This window comes from Ruegeria lacuscaerulensis (assembly GCF_013031245.1).
Classification (GTDB): domain Bacteria; phylum Pseudomonadota; class Alphaproteobacteria; order Rhodobacterales; family Rhodobacteraceae; genus Ruegeria; species Ruegeria lacuscaerulensis_C.
The window spans coordinates 157,242-174,542 of sequence record NZ_WPZL01000002.1 but is presented as its reverse complement, the minus strand read 5'-3'; the positions used below and the strand labels follow the sequence as shown (position 1 = coordinate 174,542).

The window sequence follows — 17,301 nt, the reverse complement described above, 5'->3', positions numbered from 1 at the left end:
CCGGGGGTTTGGGGGCTGGCCCCCAATCCAACCCAAATTCACTTCGCAACCGGCGCGCGTTTCACCAGCCCCAGCTTCTCACGCACTTCCTGCGGGCCGATCACCCGGGCCCCCATGTTCTCGATAATGGTTACGGCCCGCTCTACCAGTTGCCAGTTCTCGGCCAGAACACCTTTATCCAACCACAGGTTATCCTCGAGCCCCACGCGTACGTTGCCGCCGGCCAGCACCGACGCCGCGACATAGGGCATTTCATTGCGCCCCAGCGAAAACGCACTGAAGGTCCAGTCATCCGGCACGTTGTTCACCATCGCCATGAAGGTGTTCAGATCGTCCGGAGCCCCCCATGGCACGCCCATGCACAGCTGGACCAGAGCGTTAGGCTCCAGAATGCCTTCCTTCACCAACTGCTTGGCGAACCAAAGATGTCCGGTGTCAAAGGCCTCAATCTCGGGCTTCACGCCCAAATCGGTCATCATCTGCCCCATCGCCCGCAGGGCTCCGGGCGTGTTGGTCATGACATAGTCGGCCTCGGCAAAGTTCATGGTGCCGCAGTCCAGCGTGCAGATTTCTGGCAGGCATTCCGCGATATGCGCCACACGCTCAGTCGCACCGACCATGTCCGTGCCTTCGACGACCGGGAACGGGCTTTCGACACCGCCGAACACGATGTCACCGCCCATACCAGCGGTCAGGTTCAAAACAACGTCCACATCGGCGTCGCGGATGCGGTCCGTCACCTCGCGATACAGGTCCAGACGGCGGCTGGGCACGCCGGTCTCGGTGTCGCGCACATGGCAATGCACCACCGCTGCGCCCGCCTTGGCTGCAGCGATCGCACTGTCGGCAATTTGCTGCGGCGATCGCGGCACGTGCGGGCTGCGATCCTGCGTGCCGCCCGAGCCGGTGACAGCGCAGGTGATAAAGACTTCGCGGTTCATTTCCAGTGGCATGGCGTTTTCCCCAAGTTATACCCGGTTTTGCCTTGGGTTTTCCCCAGGCTTCTCCCCGGATTCCGATTTGCGTTCATGCCCGACTCTGACGCAGCCTTGTGGAAACACTTGCCAGAATGCGAATCAGACTTGATGAAATCCGCAAAAAACATACTTCAACCCGAACATCGCGCCCTGAAAACGGCCGTGCTGGTTCTTGATGAATGCAACACGCTAAGTTTCGCCTCGGCGGTCGATCCGATGCGGGCGGCAAACCGATTGGCAGATCGGCCTGCCTTTGATTGGGATTACGTGACCGCGACGGCTGAACCTGCGATGCTGACCAGTGCCCTGAACGTGCCCGGCATCCCTTTGGCAAGGCTGCAAAGCTGCGACCTGATGATCGTCGTGGCCGGGTTCCAGCTGGCCCGTCACGCGACCCCCAGCCTACTGGCCGGTCTGCGCCGCATCGCTGGTACCGGCGCAACCATGGCCGGGATCGACGGCGGCCCCTGGCTGCTGGCCGAAGCCGGGCTGCTGGACGGTCACGCCGCTACCACCCATTGGGAAGATCTGGACAATTTCGCTGCACGTTTCCCCGAGATCGACGTACGCCCTGACCGGTTCACCGTATCGGGCAATCGACTGACCTCCGGCGGCGCGATCCCGGCCGTTGAAATGATGCTGCACATTATCGCTGCGCGGCACGGCGCAGGCTTTGCTGCGCGTGTCTCTGGACTGTTCCTCTATGATGGCGCGCCTGAGCCCTCAAAACCGCAAAGCCGGACTGGCGCCCCGCATCGCCACACCGCTTTGACCGCCAAGGCCAACACGCTGATGGAATCGTCCCTCGACGATCCCCTTCCTCTGGCTGATATCGCCGAGACATTGGGCACCAGCAGCCGCACACTACAGCAACAATTCCGGCTGCGCCTGAACACCACGCCGCAGGACCACTATCTGCAACTGCGCCTGGCCGAGGCGCGCCGTCTGGTCACCGACACCGATATGTCCCTGATGGACGTTGCGCTGGCCACCGGCTTTGCCTCACAGTCCAGTTTCGCCCGCGCCTTCCGAACGGCCCACGGTTTGTCCGCGCGCGACTTGCGTCAGGATCGGGCACAGCCGACCCATCACTAAGCGTGTCTGTCCAATGCCCCTCCGGGGGCCAGTGCCCCTAGAACGGCATTGGGTTCGCGCGGTGCGCCTGACTGATTTCAGCCAGAATCTCATCCGGCAGCTGCAGATCCTTCCCTGCCAGAATATGCTGTAACTGTTCCACCGAGGTCGCCCCGAAAATGGCTGACATCACGAAGCGCCGCGTCCGGCACCAGGCCAATGCCATATGTATCGGATCCAACCCATGCCTCTCGGCAATCTCCAGATAGGCCGCAACCGCAAGGAACACCCGGTTCGAAACGCGCCCGCCCATTTGCGGCACGAGCGACATGCGTGATCCTTCCGGCACCGCACCTCCCTGGTACTTCCCCGTCAGGAATCCAGCCCCCAACGGAGAGAAGGCCATCAGTCCAACATCCTCATGCACGCTGAGTTCGGCCATATCAGTATCGAAATGACGGCACAGCAGTGAGTACTCGTTTTGCACAGAGGCTACGCGGGGGGCGCCCATCTGCTCGGCCAGCCGCAGCCATTGCCCTGTGCCCCAGGCGCTTTCATTCGACAGGCCAAATGCGCGGATATTGCCCTTGTCGACCTGAAACTGCAGGGCCTCCAGGCACTCCTGCATATTGTCCAGAACCTCTTCGGTGTTGTGCCCGGACGGTGAATAGTTCCAGTTCTGCCGGAACATATAGCTGCCCCGGTTCGGCCAGTGAAACTGATAAAGGTCGATGCAATCGGTCCGCAATCTTCGCAGTGAGCCTTCGATGGCTTCATGGATCGTCTGCGCCGAAATCGGCGCGCCATCACGGACATGGGCGAAACCGGCACCGGAATGTTTGGTTGCCAGTACATAGTCGCCACGTCGCGCTGGATTGGCCGCGTTCCAGTTGCCCAGTATCTCTTCGGTACGCCCGATGGTTTCCTTTGAGACCGGGTTTACCGGATACATCTCGGCGGCATCGATGAAGTTGATTCCAGCGTCCAGCGCGATACTCATTTGTGTATGAGCGTCCGCCTCAGATGTTTGCGTGCCGAACGTCATTGTACCCAGACACAAATCCGACACCTGAATCCCGGTGCGCCCCAATGGCTTCATTTCCATCTGTCACTCTCCTGAGATTTACTTAGAAGCCAATACCTTAGGCTTCGGCCTTCTTCTCCCACCGCCCTGATTCCTCGGACCAGTATTGTGCGGCACACCCCGCACCGGTCAGCGCTTTCCACTGCCCCCGCGCGTGCTGGACGGCCTGCGGGTCCAGCCCGTCGAACAGGACGCATACCCGTTCCAGTCTAGCCACCTCGTCCGGACTGACCGTTGCACCGTCCACCGCCATCACACAGGCCGGGTCGTTCGCTGCCTCGGTTCCGGTCGTCAGCAGGATGGGCTGCGCCGCGTCATGCGGGCCACCCGCGCGACCATGCGGCTGGAACCCGTCATCGGGGCCCAGCCACAGCTTTTCATCCAGCCAGTCCATCCGCGCAGGATCGGTGCCCCGCACGGCAATTTTCCACCCGGCCTGCCGCGCCTTGTCCAGCAGCACCGGCAAGGTGTGCTCAAGCGGCTGGCGGGTCAGGTGGTAGAAATAGACTGCGCCCATGTGCTTACTCAAAGTTGTCCTGCACAAAGCGGCTCAGCGCACGTACGCCCCAGCCGGTGGCACCTTTTGGCGCATAGGACGTCTCGGACGTCACCGATGCGACCCCCGCGATATCCAGGTGAATCCACGGCGTCTCGTCTTTTACAAATCGCTGCAGGAACTGAGCAGCGGTGACCGAGCCCGCAGGTCGCCCGCCAACGTTTTTCATGTCAGCGATGCGCGACTTCAACTGCTTGTCATAGGCCTCGCCCAGCGGCATCCGCCACGCGCCTTCATCCTCGGCCCTGGCCGATTTCAGAAAGGCGTCGCAGAACGTGTCGTTGTTCGAGAACACGCCCGCATTCTCATGCCCCAGACCGATGATGATCGCGCCGGTCAGTGTAGCCAGATCAATCATGCCCACTGGCTTGAACCGATCTTGCGCGTACCACATCACGTCACACAGAACCAAACGGCCCTCGGCATCGGTGTTGATGATCTCGACCGTGTCGCCTTTCATCGATTTGACCACGTCGCCCGGGCGGATCGCGTTGCCCGAGGGCATGTTCTCGACCAGGCCGACCAGACCCACGACGTTGGCCTCGGCCTTGCGCTTGGCCAGCGCCCGCATGGTGCCTGCAACGACACCTGCACCGCCCATGTCCATGGTCATATCTTCCATACCGCCTGCCGGTTTCAACGAGATACCACCGGTGTCGAATACGACGCCCTTACCAACCAGAGCGAGCGGCGCGTCATCCTTGTCGCCCCCCTTCCACTGCATCACCACGACCTTCGAAGGGCTGACCGAGCCCTGCCCGACGCTCAGTAGCGTACGCATACCCAACTCGGTCAGTTTTTCCTCATCCAGAACCTCGACCTCCAGCCCCAGTTCTTTCATCTCAGCCAGACGGTCGGCGAACTCGGTAGTGGTCAGAACGTTGGCAGGTTCGTTGGTCAGGTCGCGTGTCATCCGCACGCCGTCGGCCACCGCGTATTGCGGGGCGAAGGCGGCCTCGACCTCGTCGGCTTTCTGATGGCTGATGGTTACAGCACCGGCTTCGTCCGACTCTTTGGTTTTGTGCGCGTCGAACTCATAGCTGCGCAGCGCGATACCCATGGCCAGATCCTCGGTCCGGACCTGATTGCCCGCCATCACCAGCAGAGCTTTTCTGCCAGCCAGTTTGGCCAGCGCGGCACCTGCCTTGCGGGCCTCAGCCGGGTCGGGTCGGCGCGGCAGGATTACGATATCCAGCGCCTCGGCCGCCATGCCACCGGGCCAGGCCAGCGAGATCACTTCGCCCGTCTTCACCTTTTCGAACCGCTTGCTTTCCACCAGCCGCGCCACCGCACCGCGGGTCAGGCGATTGGCGCGGCGTACGGCGGGGCTCATTTTTCCATCAGCAGGAATTATGATGGCCACACGCCCCTCGGCCTGCGCCATCACATCCGCGTCAAAGGCCTGAAAACGGATCGGTACCAGACTGCTCATTGCAAACTCCTCAAAATCAGTTCCCCAAGACCTAGCCCGCGCCGCGCGGCTTGACCAGATAGCAGTTTTCCCCGCCCATCAATTGCATTACAGTCCCCGAAAAATTCCGACCGGATCGGGGGAGAACGAATTGGCAAGACAGGGCAGGCATAAGCCGTCGCGCGTTCGCGCTGACAGCGGCGATTCTGGTCTGGCATCCACCGGTTCAGCACGTTGCGACGCCAGCGCGGAGGCTCATTCGTGATCCTGGACCGCTATTTCGCCCGCCGGTTCCTGCAGAGCTTTCTGGTCATCGGCGGCATCTTCCTGACATTGCTGATTCTGATCGATCTGGTTGAGCAGGCGCGCCGGTTCGACTCGGAAAACCTGTCCTTTGGCACCTTGCTGCACCTGACCTTGCTCAACACACCGGCGGCCATCAGCGAAATGCTGCCCCTGCTGGTGATCCTGTCCACCATTGCGCTGTTTGTGGGTCTGGCGCGCAGTTCCGAACTTGTTGTGACGCGCGCCATCGGGCGTTCAGGCATCCGGGCGCTGCTGGCCCCTGTGATTCTGGCTCTCATGATCGGCGCGCTGGCGGTGGCGTTGCTAAACCCAATTGCAGCGGCCACATCCGAGGAGTTTCGCCGCCTGGCCGACACCTACAAGAACAACGGAAGTTCCACCCTGTCGATCAGCGGCGAAGGCCTGTGGTTGAGGCAAGGGTCGGAAAACGGACAATCGGTCATCCATGCCGGCACCACCCAAAACGGCGACTCGCTGCAGCTGAGGCGCGTAACGATCATCACCTTCTCACCGGACGGCAAACCCACGCGTCAAATTTTCGCCAGCCGGGCCGACCTGAAAGACGGAAACTGGGTTTTACACCATGCAAAAACCTGGCCATTGGAAGACAACGTGAATCCTGAAACCAACGCCGTTACGCATGTGCGGCTTGAAATCCCAACGACGCTGACCCGCCAACGCATTCTGGATACGTTGGGCCAACAAAACTCGGTCTCTGTATACGATCTGCCACAATTGATCCGCGACCTGCGCGAGGCCGGTTTTTCCACAAAACAATATGAAGTGTGGCTACAGGTTCAGCTCGCGCGGCCGTTTTTCCTGATCGCGATGGTGATGATCGGCGCGGCTTTTACTATGCGTCACGTGCGCTTTGGAGGCACCGGCATCGCAGTTCTGACAGCCGTCTTGCTGGGCTTCGCCATCTACTTCGTACGTAACTTTGCCCAAATTTTGGGGGAAAACGGCCAATTGCCCATCTTAGTCGCGGCCTGGGCCCCGCCTTTCGGAGCCATTCTGTTGTCTCTCGGCCTGTTGCTGCATGCGGAGGACGGCTGATGCGGGTCATAGCCAGCTTGATGTTGTCAGGCGCGATTGCACTGGCATTGCCATCCGACGCCATGGCCCAGAACCGGCCGGTCCCCGAACAGGCTGGGAACACCGCGCAAGAGGACCAACCCGCTCTTTTGGTGGCCGACAAAGTTTTTATCACACCTGAGCGCGTGCTGGTGGCAGAGGGCAATGTCGAGGCATTCCAGGGCGACATCAAAATCACCGCTGAACGCGTGACCTATGACCGGGACTCGGGTGAACTGACGCTGGAAGGCCCCGTGCGCATAGATCAGGGCGGCGAGACGACTATTCTGGCGGATTCGGCGGAACTGGACGACGCTATTCAAAATGGTCTGCTGATTGGTGCCCGGATGGTTTTTGACCAGCAGGTTCAGATCGCATCGGTTCAGGCGACCCGAGCGGCAGGCAGGTACACGCAGTTCAGCAAGGTCTCGGCAACATCGTGTCACGTGTGCGCGAACGGCAATCCTCCGATCTGGCAAATCCGCGCCCGTAAAGTCACGCATGATCAGCTCGAGCGGCAACTATATTTCGAAGGTGCGCAATTCCGTGTGCTGGATGTGCCCTTATTCTATCTTCCTTATCTGAGACTACCGGACCCGACGCTGGACAGGGCTACCGGATTTCTGGTGCCCTCTTTGCGAACCACCTCGCAACTTGGGACCGGGCTTCAGGTACCGTATTTCTTCAAGCTTGGGGATCACAAGGACCTGACGCTGACACCCTACGTCTCATCCAAGACAAAAACTCTGGGGCTGCGGTATCGACAGGCGTTTAAAAGGGGCCGCATTCGATTGCTGGGCGCATTTACCCGTGACGATCTGGTACCGGACGACGATCGCGGATATTTGTTTGCCGATGGCCGGTTCAACCTCAGAAATGGCTATCTGCTCAAGTTTGACATCAAGACCACCTCGGACGACTCCTATCTGGCGGACTATGGTCTACCGGACTTTGACCGCCTGCGCAGTGAGATCGCGCTGGAACGGATCAAGCGCGACACCGCCTTCCGCACCAGTTTTATTCACTACAAAACCCTGCGCGATAGTGAAGATCAGGATGAAATACCGTCCCGGGTCTTTGACCTGTATTATCAAAAACGGCTTTTTCCAAACGCACTGGGTGGCGAGGTGCGGCTGGGATTCATCGGCCATGCTCATGAGCGCACCAGCGACGCAAACGTCGTCGGGCGCGACATCGCACGGGCCACCTTCGATGCAGAATGGATGCGCAACTGGACCTTCACTTCGGGCCTGCGCGCCGATGCCCGGGTGGGGGCGTCGGTGGACACATTCAACATTCGGCACGACAGCGCGTTTCCCAGCCAGGTCACCCGAGCCACACCGCGCGCTGCGTTGACTCTGCGCTATCCAACGAGGCGGCGGGAACAGTCTGGGGCAACCCAGATTCTGGAACCGATCGCCCAGGTCGGCTGGACTCATGTGACCGACACGGATGTTCCGGATGACGAAAGCACCTTTCAGGAGTTCGATCAGGGCAACCTTTTGTCCCTGTCCCGCTTTCCGGCCCCGGACGTGCGTGAAGACAGCGCAACCGCTGTCATCGGAGTCAACTGGTCCCGCTACGCGTCTAAAGGTTGGCGGGCACTTGCCACGATCGGCCAGGTGTTCCGCGCGGATGCCGACCCCAATTTCAACCTGACGTCCGGCCTGCAGGGGACATCTTCGGACCTGTTGCTGGCTGGTCAGCTTGAAACGGCCAACGGATGGTCGCTGGCAGGTCGCGGCCTGCTGAATGGGGATTTTAGCTTTGCCAAGGCCGAGCTACGCGCAGGCTGGCGACAACGGACAGTGGGCGTCAACGGCAGCTACGTCTGGCAGGAACCCGATCCGGCGGAAAACGTGGATGACGAGATTTCCGAAATCCGGTTGACCGGACGTTATACAGTTGATCAGAACTGGCGTACCGTGGCCACGGCACGCTATGACCTGAGTGAGTCCGAGCCGATCAGGTATGGATTGGGTATCACGTACCAGAATGAGTGTGTACAGGTTAACATGACCGTCAACAGGCGCTTTACTTCATCATCAAGTATTGAGCCTTCGACAGAATTCGGCTTTACCGTAGCCCTGACAGGTTACTCCGTTGAAAGTGGCGGCACACAGTTCAAGAGAAGATGCAGTTGATTTCAGGTTTCTCCAGTTTCATTCGTTCCGGTTGGCTTAAACCGGTCACGCCAGTGCTCGTGTCAGCAATGCTGACATTGGCAACTTCTCATGCCAGTGCCCAAAGCCTGTTTTCGCCAGCTATAAAAATCAATCAGGATATCGTCACCTGGTATGAACTGAATCAACGGCAACAGTTCCTGAGCATTCTGGGCGCCCCCGGAGCAACCGAGGCTGAAGTGCGCCAGGCTCTGATCGACGAACGTCTGCGCAATCAAGCCATGCGTGAAGCGGGCATCGAAGCCGCACCCGAAGATGTTCAGGTTGGCATCGATGAATTCGCCGCACGGGGTCAACTGTCAACCGACCAATTCCTGCAATTGCTGGCAGACGCCGGGGTTGATCGGGAAACCGTTCGTGACTTCGTGGCCAATCAGTTGTCTTGGCGCGATTACATCAGCGCACGTTATCTGTCGCAGGCCCGCCCTTCTGCGGACGAGATCAACCGGGCCCTCGGTCAAACCGGAGGCGGCGGCCTTCAGGTTCTTTTGTCCGAAATCATCATTCCGGTTAACCAACAAACGGTAGCTCAGGCAGAACTTCTGGCGCAAGAAATCTCGCAGCTTCAGGGATATGACGCGTTCTCCGCCGCCGCGACCCAGTATTCGGCAGCGGGTACACGCAACAATGGCGGCCGGTTGGACTGGCTGAACATCACGAACCTGCCCCCGGCATTGCAGCCGGTGATTCTGGGCCTCAAGAATGGTGACATCACGCAGCCGCTGTCGTTGCCAAACGCGATTGCGCTTTTTCAGATGCGCGGTCTGCGCGAGGTGGCGAGTGGCGCCCCAAGCTACTCCAAGTTCGATTATGCGATCTACTATTTGCCCGGTGGTCGTAGCGCCGAAACGCTGGCCAAGGCCGCAAAGCTGAAGGAAGAAGTCGACACCTGTGACGATCTGTATGGCATCGCCAAGGATCAGCCCCCTGAAGTTCTGGAGCGAATCGAGGCCAGCCCCTCAGAGATTCCGCGCGACGTGGCGCTGGAGCTTGCAAAACTTGACCTGAACGAAGTGTCTACCGCACTGACTCGCAACAATGGCCAGTCGCTGATGTTCCTGATGATGTGCACACGCACTGTCGATCGTGGCGCAGACACATCACGAGAAGATGTGGCCAATGCGCTCACCCAACAACGTCTGGAGGCCTTTTCCGCAAGTCTTCTGGAACAACTGCGCGCCGACGCAACCATTGTTGAGCAATGATAGCCCCTATCGCGCTGAGCTGTGGCGACCCTGCCGGCATAGGTCCGGAAATCGCAGCCAAAGCGTGGTCAGAGCTGCGTGAAACCTGCCCGTTCTTCTATATCGGAGACGTCACTCACCTGCCTCAGGACACCCCCGTCAAACGCATCACCCGGCTATCTGAGGCCAAGGGTGTCTGCGCCGGGGCATTGCCCGTTTTGCACTTGGAATTCCCCTCTCCCAATGTCCCGGGGCAACCTGACCCGACCAATGCACCGTCGGTCATCGCGGCAATAGAACAGGGTGTTTCGCTAGTTCAGTCAGGTGCAGCCTCGGCGCTCTGCACCGCTCCTATCCACAAAAAAGCTCTGATCGACGGAGCAGGTTTCGCCTATCCCGGGCATACTGAGTTTCTGGCCGCGCTGGCTGGGCGCGACCGCGTGGTGATGATGCTGGCCAGCGATCAGCTGCGCGTGGTGCCAGCGACCATCCATATCGCACTGTCCGAAGTTACTACGGCCCTGACCCCGGACCTGCTGCGCGAAACCATTGCTATCACAGCCGAGGGGTTGCGCTCTCAGTTCGGCATTGCCCATCCTCGCATCGCCATAGCGGGTCTGAACCCACATGCAGGCGAAGGCGGCAAGATGGGGCATGAAGAACTGGATTGGATCGCCCCGCTGATCGCGGGAATCTCTGAAGAGTCATACACCGTCACCGGTCCGCACCCGGCTGATACCATGTTCCATGCCGCCGCCCGCACCCGTTATGATGCCGCCATCGCGATGTATCACGATCAGGCGCTGATCCCGATCAAAACGCTGGATTTCGACCACGGCGTGAACGTGACGCTGGGCCTGCCCTTCATCCGCACCTCGCCCGATCATGGCACCGCCCTGGACATCGCCGGAAAGGACGTCGCCACCCCTACCAGCCTGATCGAGGCCCTGAAGCTGGCGCAACGCATGGCACAAACCACTTGATGCTTCACCTGGCTGAGAATATCCCCGCCGGAGGCAAAAAATCTCTGGCACCCGGCCCCGGTCTCGCGCCACGGTAAACGGATCATGAGCGCAATCGACAATCTTCCCCCTCTGCGCGAGGTCATCGCGGCACACCAGCTCTCGGCCCGCAAGTCGCTGGGTCAGAACTTCCTGCTGGATCTGAACCTGACAGCCAAGATTGCCCGCCAGGCCGGAGACCTGACGGAATGTGATGTGCTAGAAATCGGCCCCGGCCCTGGTGGCCTGACACGAGGCTTGCTGTCGGAAGGTGCGCGTAAGGTTGTGGCAGTCGAAAAGGACACCCGCTGCATCGCCGCGTTGAATGACATCGCCGCCACCTATCCCGGTCGCCTCGAGGTGATCAACGGCGATGCGCTGGAAATCGACCCGCTGGCGCATCTGAAGCCGCCGATACGCATCGCAGCGAACTTACCTTACAACGTCGGCACCGAACTGCTGGTTCGCTGGCTGACACCGCCCGAATGGCCGCCCTTCTGGCAAAGTCTGACCCTGATGTTCCAGCGTGAAGTGGCCGAGCGGATCGTCGCCCAGCCCGGCAGCAAGACTTATGGTCGTCTGGCTATCCTCGCTCAATGGCGAGCCGAGGCATGTATTGCCATGTCCCTTCCCCCCGGCGCCTTCACCCCGCCACCCAAAGTCTCCAGCGCTGTGGTCCATCTGACTGCCCTGCCCGAGCCCCGCTTTCCTGCCGACGCAGCGACCCTGTCGCGCGTAGTGGCCGCCGCCTTCAACCAGCGTCGTAAGATGCTACGCGCTTCGCTGAAAGGCGTCGCCCCGGATATCGAGGATCGCTTGCTCGCCGCCGGTATCCAGCCCACCGAACGCGCTGAGCAGGTCCCCTTGGAGGCGTTCTGTGCATTGGCGCGCGAGATTCGAAAAAGCTGAGCCCAAATAAGAAAAGCCCCGAGGCGAACCTCGGGGCTTCCGTAATGTTGGTGCAAATGCTTACTCAGCCGCTTCCGGTGCATCACCATCAGTTTTAGGTGCGTCCTCGGCAGCCGCAGGCGCAGGTTTGGGCTTGCGCGTACGCGGACGGCGCGCTGGCTTTTCCTTTTTCTCAGGTGCTTCAGCAGCCGGAGCTTCGTCCTTACTTTCCGGGGTCTCGACCAGACCGGTTTCAGGCGTAGCAGCCTCGGCCCCGAAATCCATGACATCAGGCTGCGGTGCCTCTGCCGGATCGGCCTGGCGGGCAGCTTCGCGTTCCTGCCGTTCGGCGCGTTCGCGATCCCGCTCGGCCTGGCGTTCGCGGTTCTGGCGCTCCTGCTCTTCGCGGCGCGCTTCGATCTCGCGCTGCGCTTCGCTCAACATGCGCAGGTAATGTTCCGCGTGCTGTTGAAAGTTCTCAGCTGCCACGCGGTCATTCGACAACTGGGCGTCACGCGCCAGCTGGTTGTACTTGTCAATGATCTGCTGGGGCGTGCCACGCACTTTGCCTTCTGGTCCCGAGCTGTCAAAAACCCGGTTTACAACGTTGCCCCCAGAAGGACGATTGCGGTTGTTCTTGGCCCGCGAGCGGGATTTGGAAGATCTCATCTTACTTTACGTCAGCCTTGTCATTCGATGTCGATCACCCCGCGTCTCGCACTGCTCAAAAGCTTTTGCTGTGACGCGATGTCGACTTTTTGGGCTTGGCGTCAGGGGCCCGCTGAAACAGCGTCAACCTCTCCGACTAACTCTGAGTAAACATGTCCTGCGCGTACAGACAAGAGGTTTGTCCAAAAAATCGCAGCTTTTTTACATCAATCGGCATAATTCAGCCTCAGTACACCCCGTTACTGCGGCAATCTGGCGACAACGACACGGTCCCGACCGTCCAGATCGGGGATGATCCGGGTTTCGGCCAAACCCGCGGCCTGGAACAGCGCAGCGACGCTTTTCCCTTGTGTCGGGCCTATCTCTACCAGAATGCGCCCACCCGGCATCAGGAAATCAGGTACCGAGGCCGCAATGTGGCGATAGGCCCCAAGACCATCGCCTTCATCCGTCAGGGCCATGCGCGGTTCATGCTCGCGCACTTCGGGGGACAGTTCGTCCATTTCCGCCAGCGAAATATAGGGTGGATTCGAAACAATGAGATCAAAGTGCCCCTCAATGTTTTCAAACCAATTCGACTGTTGAATCTCAACACGCTCCTGCACCTGATGCTGCACCGCATTTGCACTGGCTTGCAGACAGGCAGCTTCGCTCAGGTCAACACCCACGCCCGAGGCGCTGGACCGCTCGGCGAGCAACGTGATCAGGATGCAGCCTGACCCCACTCCCAGATCCAGCACATGGTCAAACGGCTCGCTCAGGGCAGCCTCGATCAACGCTTCGGTCTCGGGGCGCGGGTCCAGAACGTCGCGGCTGACGCGGAATCGGCGTCCGTAAAACTCGCGCTCGCCCAACAGGTGCGATACCGGCACACGGATGGCCCGCAGAGAAACCAGCTGGTCGTACCGTTCGGCGATCTCGGGCGACAGTTCCTCAGGTGCGATCAGAGTGACTCGGCTGGCCTCGATCCGTGCGGCATGGGCCAGAAGAACCCGCGCATCCCGCGCCGGGTCGGGCACGCCGGCCGCCCTCAGACGTGCTGTTGCGGCGACCATTGCCTGTGCTGCTGTCAGGGCCGCGATCATTGTGCCATCTCGGCCAACAGGCGCGCCTGATCATCAGCGGTCAGCGCGTCGATCACCTCGTCCAGATCGCCCTGCATCACCTGGTCCAGCTTGTAGAGTGTCAGATTGATGCGATGATCCGTCATTCGCCCCTGCGGGAAGTTGTAAGTCCTGATCCGCTCGGACCGGTCCCCCGACCCCACCTGGCTGGCCCGGTCGGCCGAGCGTTCGCTGTCGATTCGCTGGCGTTCCAGATCGTAGAGTCGCGTTTTCAGCACCTGCATCGCGATTTCACGGTTGCGGTGCTGCGATTTTTCCGAGCTGGTCACGACGATGCCGCTTGGCAGGTGCGTGATCCGCACCGCCGAATCGGTGGTATTCACATGCTGCCCGCCCGCACCTGAACTGCGCATGGTGTCGATGCGGATGTCATTTGGCTCGATATGAATGTCCACGTCCTCAGCCTCGGGCAGAACCGCCACTGTGGCCGCCGAGGTGTGAATTCGCCCACCGCTCTCAGTTTCAGGCACACGCTGCACTCGGTGGACGCCGGATTCGTACTTCATTCGCGCAAAAACATTGTCGCCCTTGATATGGGCCACAACCTCTTTGATCCCTCCCAGATCCGAGGCCTGCTCTTCAATAATCTCGAACTGCCAGCCACGCGCCTCGGCATAGCGTTGATACATCCGCAGCAGGTCGCCCGCGAACAGCGCTGCCTCATCTCCTCCGGTACCGGGTCGGATTTCCAGCATTGCCGGGCGCGCATCAGCTTTGTCGCGGGGCAGCAGCGCAAGTTGCAGCGCATGTTCGGCTTCAGGAATGCGAGCTTGTAAGCCGGGGATTTCTTCCTCGGCCAATTCCTTCATGTCCGGATCGGCCAGCATCGCTTCGGCCTCGGCCAGATCGGCCACCAACTGCCGCCACGCCATGATCTGATCGACTACGGGCTTGAGATCGGAATACTCCTTGGCCAAGGCCGCAATATCCCCACCCGAGGCGCCATCGGCCATGGCGGCTTCGAGGTACTGGAATCGCTGAGTAATCTGTTCAAGGCGTTCTTCGGGGATCATCTGGGCGGTGTCTATCAATCCGGGGCTTTGGTCAAGGGCTGTCCCTGTGCTAAGCTGCCGCGCATGAAACGGATGGTTCTTGTTTTATTGCTGTGTGCAACGCCCGCAATGGCCGATGTGGTCGGCCCCGGAGGCAAGGTACAGGACTGCTATTGCACCGACAAATCCGGCACCCGCGTGGAACTGGGCGAGATGATCTGCCTGCAGGTCGATGGCCGAATGTTCATGGCCCAATGCCAGATGTCCCTGAATGTGCCAATGTGGCGTGAGGTACAGGAAGGCTGCCTGTCGTCAAGGTTGCAACAAAGCCAACCACCCATCAACTCGGTTTCGATTCACCCCAAAATCTGAACGGCCGAACCGCAGACGGCCATATATGCGCAGCGTGTCCCCATCCTGCTGCACCGTCGTGTAGTCGGGGAAACCGAAAACTTTGGTGCGCGTGATGTAAGTCACCATCCCGTCATCCACCGATCCGGCCAGCACTTTGGTCCTTGGCGTTTCACGCGCGACGGCTGCCAGACGCGCCAGACCGTCCGGGCCGGTTTCAACCACGCGGATGACCCCGCCTTTCAATTCCTGTTCCACCTCACCTATCGGAACCACATGCCACCGCGCAGGATCAGAGGGTGCCAGTCGAATATAGGTCCCCAGTAGCACGACCACACCAACTATCAGCCAGAGCACAGTTTTCTTCATCCCGATCCCGTCCTTTCGGGAAACCATATTCCGATCATCTGGTCCGACAAGGTTGCAACCCGCCCGTTACCGTGAAGTCACGCCGGGAAGGATACACAGCATCTCGAACAACAGGTTTGCCGCAGTCAGCGCCGTGTTACCCGAGGTGTCATAGGGCGGAGAGACTTCGACCAGATCGCAGCCCACCACGTTCATCCCCCCAAGCGAGTGGATCAATTGCAGCGCCTGCGGAGTCGTCAAACCGCCAATTTCAGGCGTACCGGTGCCCGGGGCAAAGGACGGGTCGAGACTGTCGATATCGTATGAGATGTACACAGGATGATCCCCGACCGTTTTTCGAATCTGCGATCCGATCTCGGTCAGGTTCTGCTGCCACAACTCCCACGCCGGGAACTGGCGGAAACCCCAGTCTTTGGCCTCGGTGAAATCGCTGGCGGCGTAGCCGGACCCGCGAATGCCGATCTGGAAGGTCTTATCCGGGACGATCAGCCCTTCTTCGTAGGCACGACGGAAGACAGTGCCGTGGGTTTCACGCTCGCCAAACATCTCGTCATTCACGTCCGCATGGGCATCCACATGCACCAAAGCAACCGGCCCGTGCTTGGCGGCAATTGCCCGCAGGATTGGGAGGGTAATCGAGTGATCGCCCCCCATCGCCATCGGCGTCACACCCTGCGCCAGAATGGCATCGTAGCTTTCTTTGATGATCTTCAGACTGTCTGCCAGAGAGAACGTATTGATCGCCAGGTCACCGATATCCGCAATCTGCAGGCTGTCAAACGGGGCCGCCGAGTTCGCCATGTTATAAGGCCGGATCATCGCGCTTTCGCTGCGGATCTGCTTGGGTCCGAACCGCGTGCCTGACCGCCACGAGGTGCCGATATCCATCGGAATGCCCAGCACGGCCACGTCCAGCCCGGCCAACGTATCCGCCTGCGGCAGCCGCATGAACGTGTTCGGTCCCGAAAACCGCGCCAGATCGTTGCCGCTGATCGGTTGGTTGAAGTCTGTCATGCCTGTGTTTCTCCCGTCCGGCCACTTAGACAAGCAAATACCGGAAGTATGACTAACCAAAGGTTAAGCCGGGGTCAGCTTGTTCCAGCCCAGCAGACAAATGATCTGCGTCGCCACATGCGCACCCGCAATCGCCGTTGCCCCGGACGTATCAAAGGGCGGAGACACCTCGACCACATCGCCACCCTTGATGTTGATCCCGGCAATATCTCGCAGGATGATCTGGGTCTGGATTGAGGTCAGACCACCCCACACGGGAGTCCCGGTGCCGGGCGCGAAGGCCGGGTCCAGACCGTCGATGTCAAAACTCAGATAGACCGGGCTATCACCCAGAATGCCCTTGATCTTCTGCGCCACGGCGGCGGGGCCGGATTCGTATACTTCACGTGCGTCGATGATATTGACGCCCAATGTGTCTTCGTTCGTCGTGCGAATGCCCACCTGAACGGATCGTTTCGGATCCACGATCCCCGACTTCACCGCCTTGTAGAACATCGTCCCGTGATCGACCCGAGACATGTCGTCATCGGCCCATGTGTCGGTGTGCGCATCGAATTGCAGTAGCGACATCGGCCCGTACTTCTCGGCATAGGCCTTGAGGATCGGGAAACTGATGTAGTGGTCCCCGCCCAAGGCCACAGACGCCGCATCCCCCGCCAGAATTGTGCGGATATGGTCGGTCAGCGTGTCAGGAAAAGCCGGGATATTGGCATAGTCATAGGCCATATCTCCGTAGTCCACGATCGCCAGTTCGCTGAGCGCGTCAAATGGCCAGCCATAGGGCGCATCGGGTGATTGCAATGCGCTGGCCTCACGGATCGCGCGAGGACCAAGGCGGGTGCCGGGGCGGTTAGTCACCGCCTGATCGAAGGGTACACCGGTCACAGCGATGTCCACTCCGGTCAGGTCCTTGGTGTAGAGCCGCCGCAGGAACGAGGTCGCCCCGCCGAATGTGTTCTCATAGGACAGACCTTTGAGGTCCGGATTGGTGAACGCCTCGTCCACCTGATTTTTTGCGTCTTCCAGTGCCATGTCTTCCCCCCA

17 protein-coding genes are annotated in these 17,301 nt (G+C 60.0%); 7 read left to right on the top strand and 10 right to left on the bottom strand.

Going from position 1 to position 17,301, the window contains the following annotated elements:
* Nucleotides 1-38: 38 nt before the first annotated feature.
* Complete coding sequence (bcoG, locus tag GOX66_RS03440; protein ID WP_170759617.1) at nt 39-953, bottom strand: 3-dehydrocarnitine:acetyl-CoA trimethylamine transferase BcoG; 915 nt, start codon at nt 951-953, stop codon at nt 39-41.
* A gap of 132 nt (nt 954-1,085) precedes the next feature.
* Between bcoG and GOX66_RS03435 the strand changes: the two genes are divergently transcribed.
* A complete protein-coding gene (locus GOX66_RS03435) occupies nt 1,086-2,072 on the top strand; it encodes a GlxA family transcriptional regulator (protein WP_170759615.1) in 987 nt (328 codons plus the stop codon).
* Nucleotides 2,073-2,109: 37 nt separating this feature from the next.
* Here GOX66_RS03435 and GOX66_RS03430 read toward each other — a convergent pair whose 3' ends face one another.
* Genes GOX66_RS03430 through GOX66_RS03420 form a run of 3 tightly spaced genes read right to left on the bottom strand, consistent with a single transcriptional unit; the run spans nt 2,110 to nt 5,123 of the window.
* On the bottom strand, nt 2,110-3,156 hold the full coding sequence (locus GOX66_RS03430; protein ID WP_170759613.1) for an aldo/keto reductase: 1,047 nt from the start codon (nt 3,154-3,156) through the stop codon (nt 2,110-2,112).
* A 37-nt stretch (nt 3,157-3,193) separates the two neighbouring features.
* A complete protein-coding gene (locus GOX66_RS03425) occupies nt 3,194-3,652 on the bottom strand; it encodes a DNA polymerase III subunit chi (protein WP_170759611.1) in 459 nt (152 codons plus the stop codon).
* 4 nt (nt 3,653-3,656) lie between these two features.
* A complete protein-coding gene (locus GOX66_RS03420; protein ID WP_170759609.1) occupies nt 3,657-5,123 on the bottom strand; it encodes a leucyl aminopeptidase in 1,467 nt (488 codons plus the stop codon).
* Between the two features lie 240 nt (nt 5,124-5,363).
* Here GOX66_RS03420 and lptG point away from each other — a divergent pair, with 240 nt between their 5' ends.
* From lptG to rsmA, 5 genes are all read left to right on the top strand, one after another.
* Nucleotides 5,364-6,464, top strand: a complete 1,101-nt coding sequence (gene lptG, locus GOX66_RS03415) for an LPS export ABC transporter permease LptG (protein ID WP_170759607.1) — start codon at nt 5,364-5,366, stop codon at nt 6,462-6,464.
* A complete protein-coding gene (locus GOX66_RS03410; RefSeq protein ID WP_170759605.1) occupies nt 6,464-8,626 on the top strand; it encodes an LPS-assembly protein LptD in 2,163 nt (720 codons plus the stop codon). Before lptG ends, GOX66_RS03410 begins: the two co-directional genes overlap by 1 nt.
* Complete coding sequence (locus tag GOX66_RS03405; RefSeq protein WP_170759603.1) at nt 8,617-9,870, top strand: peptidylprolyl isomerase; 1,254 nt, start codon at nt 8,617-8,619, stop codon at nt 9,868-9,870. Before GOX66_RS03410 ends, GOX66_RS03405 begins: the two co-directional genes overlap by 10 nt.
* Nucleotides 9,867-10,832 carry a 4-hydroxythreonine-4-phosphate dehydrogenase PdxA gene (gene pdxA / locus GOX66_RS03400; RefSeq protein ID WP_170759601.1) on the top strand — a complete coding sequence of 322 codons (966 nt, stop codon included), beginning with the start codon at nt 9,867-9,869 and terminating at the stop codon, nt 10,830-10,832. The genes GOX66_RS03405 and pdxA overlap by 4 nt, the downstream gene beginning before the upstream one ends.
* Nucleotides 10,833-10,916: 84 nt before the next feature.
* Complete coding sequence (gene rsmA / locus GOX66_RS03395; protein ID WP_170759600.1) at nt 10,917-11,759, top strand: 16S rRNA (adenine(1518)-N(6)/adenine(1519)-N(6))-dimethyltransferase RsmA; 843 nt, start codon at nt 10,917-10,919, stop codon at nt 11,757-11,759.
* Nucleotides 11,760-11,819: 60 nt separating this feature from the next.
* Here the strand turns inward: rsmA and GOX66_RS03390 are convergent, their stop codons facing one another.
* From GOX66_RS03390 to prfA, 3 genes are all read right to left on the bottom strand, one after another.
* Nucleotides 11,820-12,407 carry a DUF4167 domain-containing protein gene (locus GOX66_RS03390; RefSeq protein ID WP_170759598.1) on the bottom strand — a complete coding sequence of 196 codons (588 nt, stop codon included), beginning with the start codon at nt 12,405-12,407 and terminating at the stop codon, nt 11,820-11,822.
* A 239-nt stretch (nt 12,408-12,646) separates the two neighbouring features.
* Nucleotides 12,647-13,492: a peptide chain release factor N(5)-glutamine methyltransferase gene (prmC, locus tag GOX66_RS03385; RefSeq protein WP_170759596.1), complete on the bottom strand. Its 846-nt coding sequence runs from the start codon at nt 13,490-13,492 to the stop codon at nt 12,647-12,649.
* Nucleotides 13,489-14,544: a peptide chain release factor 1 gene (gene prfA / locus GOX66_RS03380; RefSeq protein WP_170760097.1), complete on the bottom strand. Its 1,056-nt coding sequence runs from the start codon at nt 14,542-14,544 to the stop codon at nt 13,489-13,491. Before prfA ends, prmC begins: the two co-directional genes overlap by 4 nt.
* A 63-nt stretch (nt 14,545-14,607) precedes the next feature.
* Between prfA and GOX66_RS03375 the strand changes: the two genes are divergently transcribed.
* Entirely contained in the window at nt 14,608-14,895 is a 288-nt protein-coding gene (locus GOX66_RS03375; RefSeq protein WP_170759594.1) for a hypothetical protein, read from the top strand.
* On the opposite strand, the gene GOX66_RS03370 is transcribed toward GOX66_RS03375, so the two are convergent.
* From GOX66_RS03370 to speB (GOX66_RS03360), 3 genes are all read right to left on the bottom strand, one after another.
* Nucleotides 14,836-15,270, bottom strand: coding sequence for a DUF1499 domain-containing protein (locus GOX66_RS03370; RefSeq protein WP_237212487.1), 435 nt, complete (start codon nt 15,268-15,270; stop codon nt 14,836-14,838). The genes GOX66_RS03375 and GOX66_RS03370 overlap by 60 nt on opposite strands.
* Before the next feature lie 39 nt (nt 15,271-15,309).
* Nucleotides 15,310-16,257, bottom strand: a complete 948-nt coding sequence (gene speB / locus GOX66_RS03365; RefSeq protein WP_170759592.1) for an agmatinase — start codon at nt 16,255-16,257, stop codon at nt 15,310-15,312.
* Nucleotides 16,258-16,320: 63 nt separating this feature from the next.
* A complete protein-coding gene (gene speB / locus GOX66_RS03360) occupies nt 16,321-17,289 on the bottom strand; it encodes an agmatinase (protein ID WP_170759590.1) in 969 nt (322 codons plus the stop codon).
* Between the last annotated feature and the right edge of the window lie 12 nt (nt 17,290-17,301).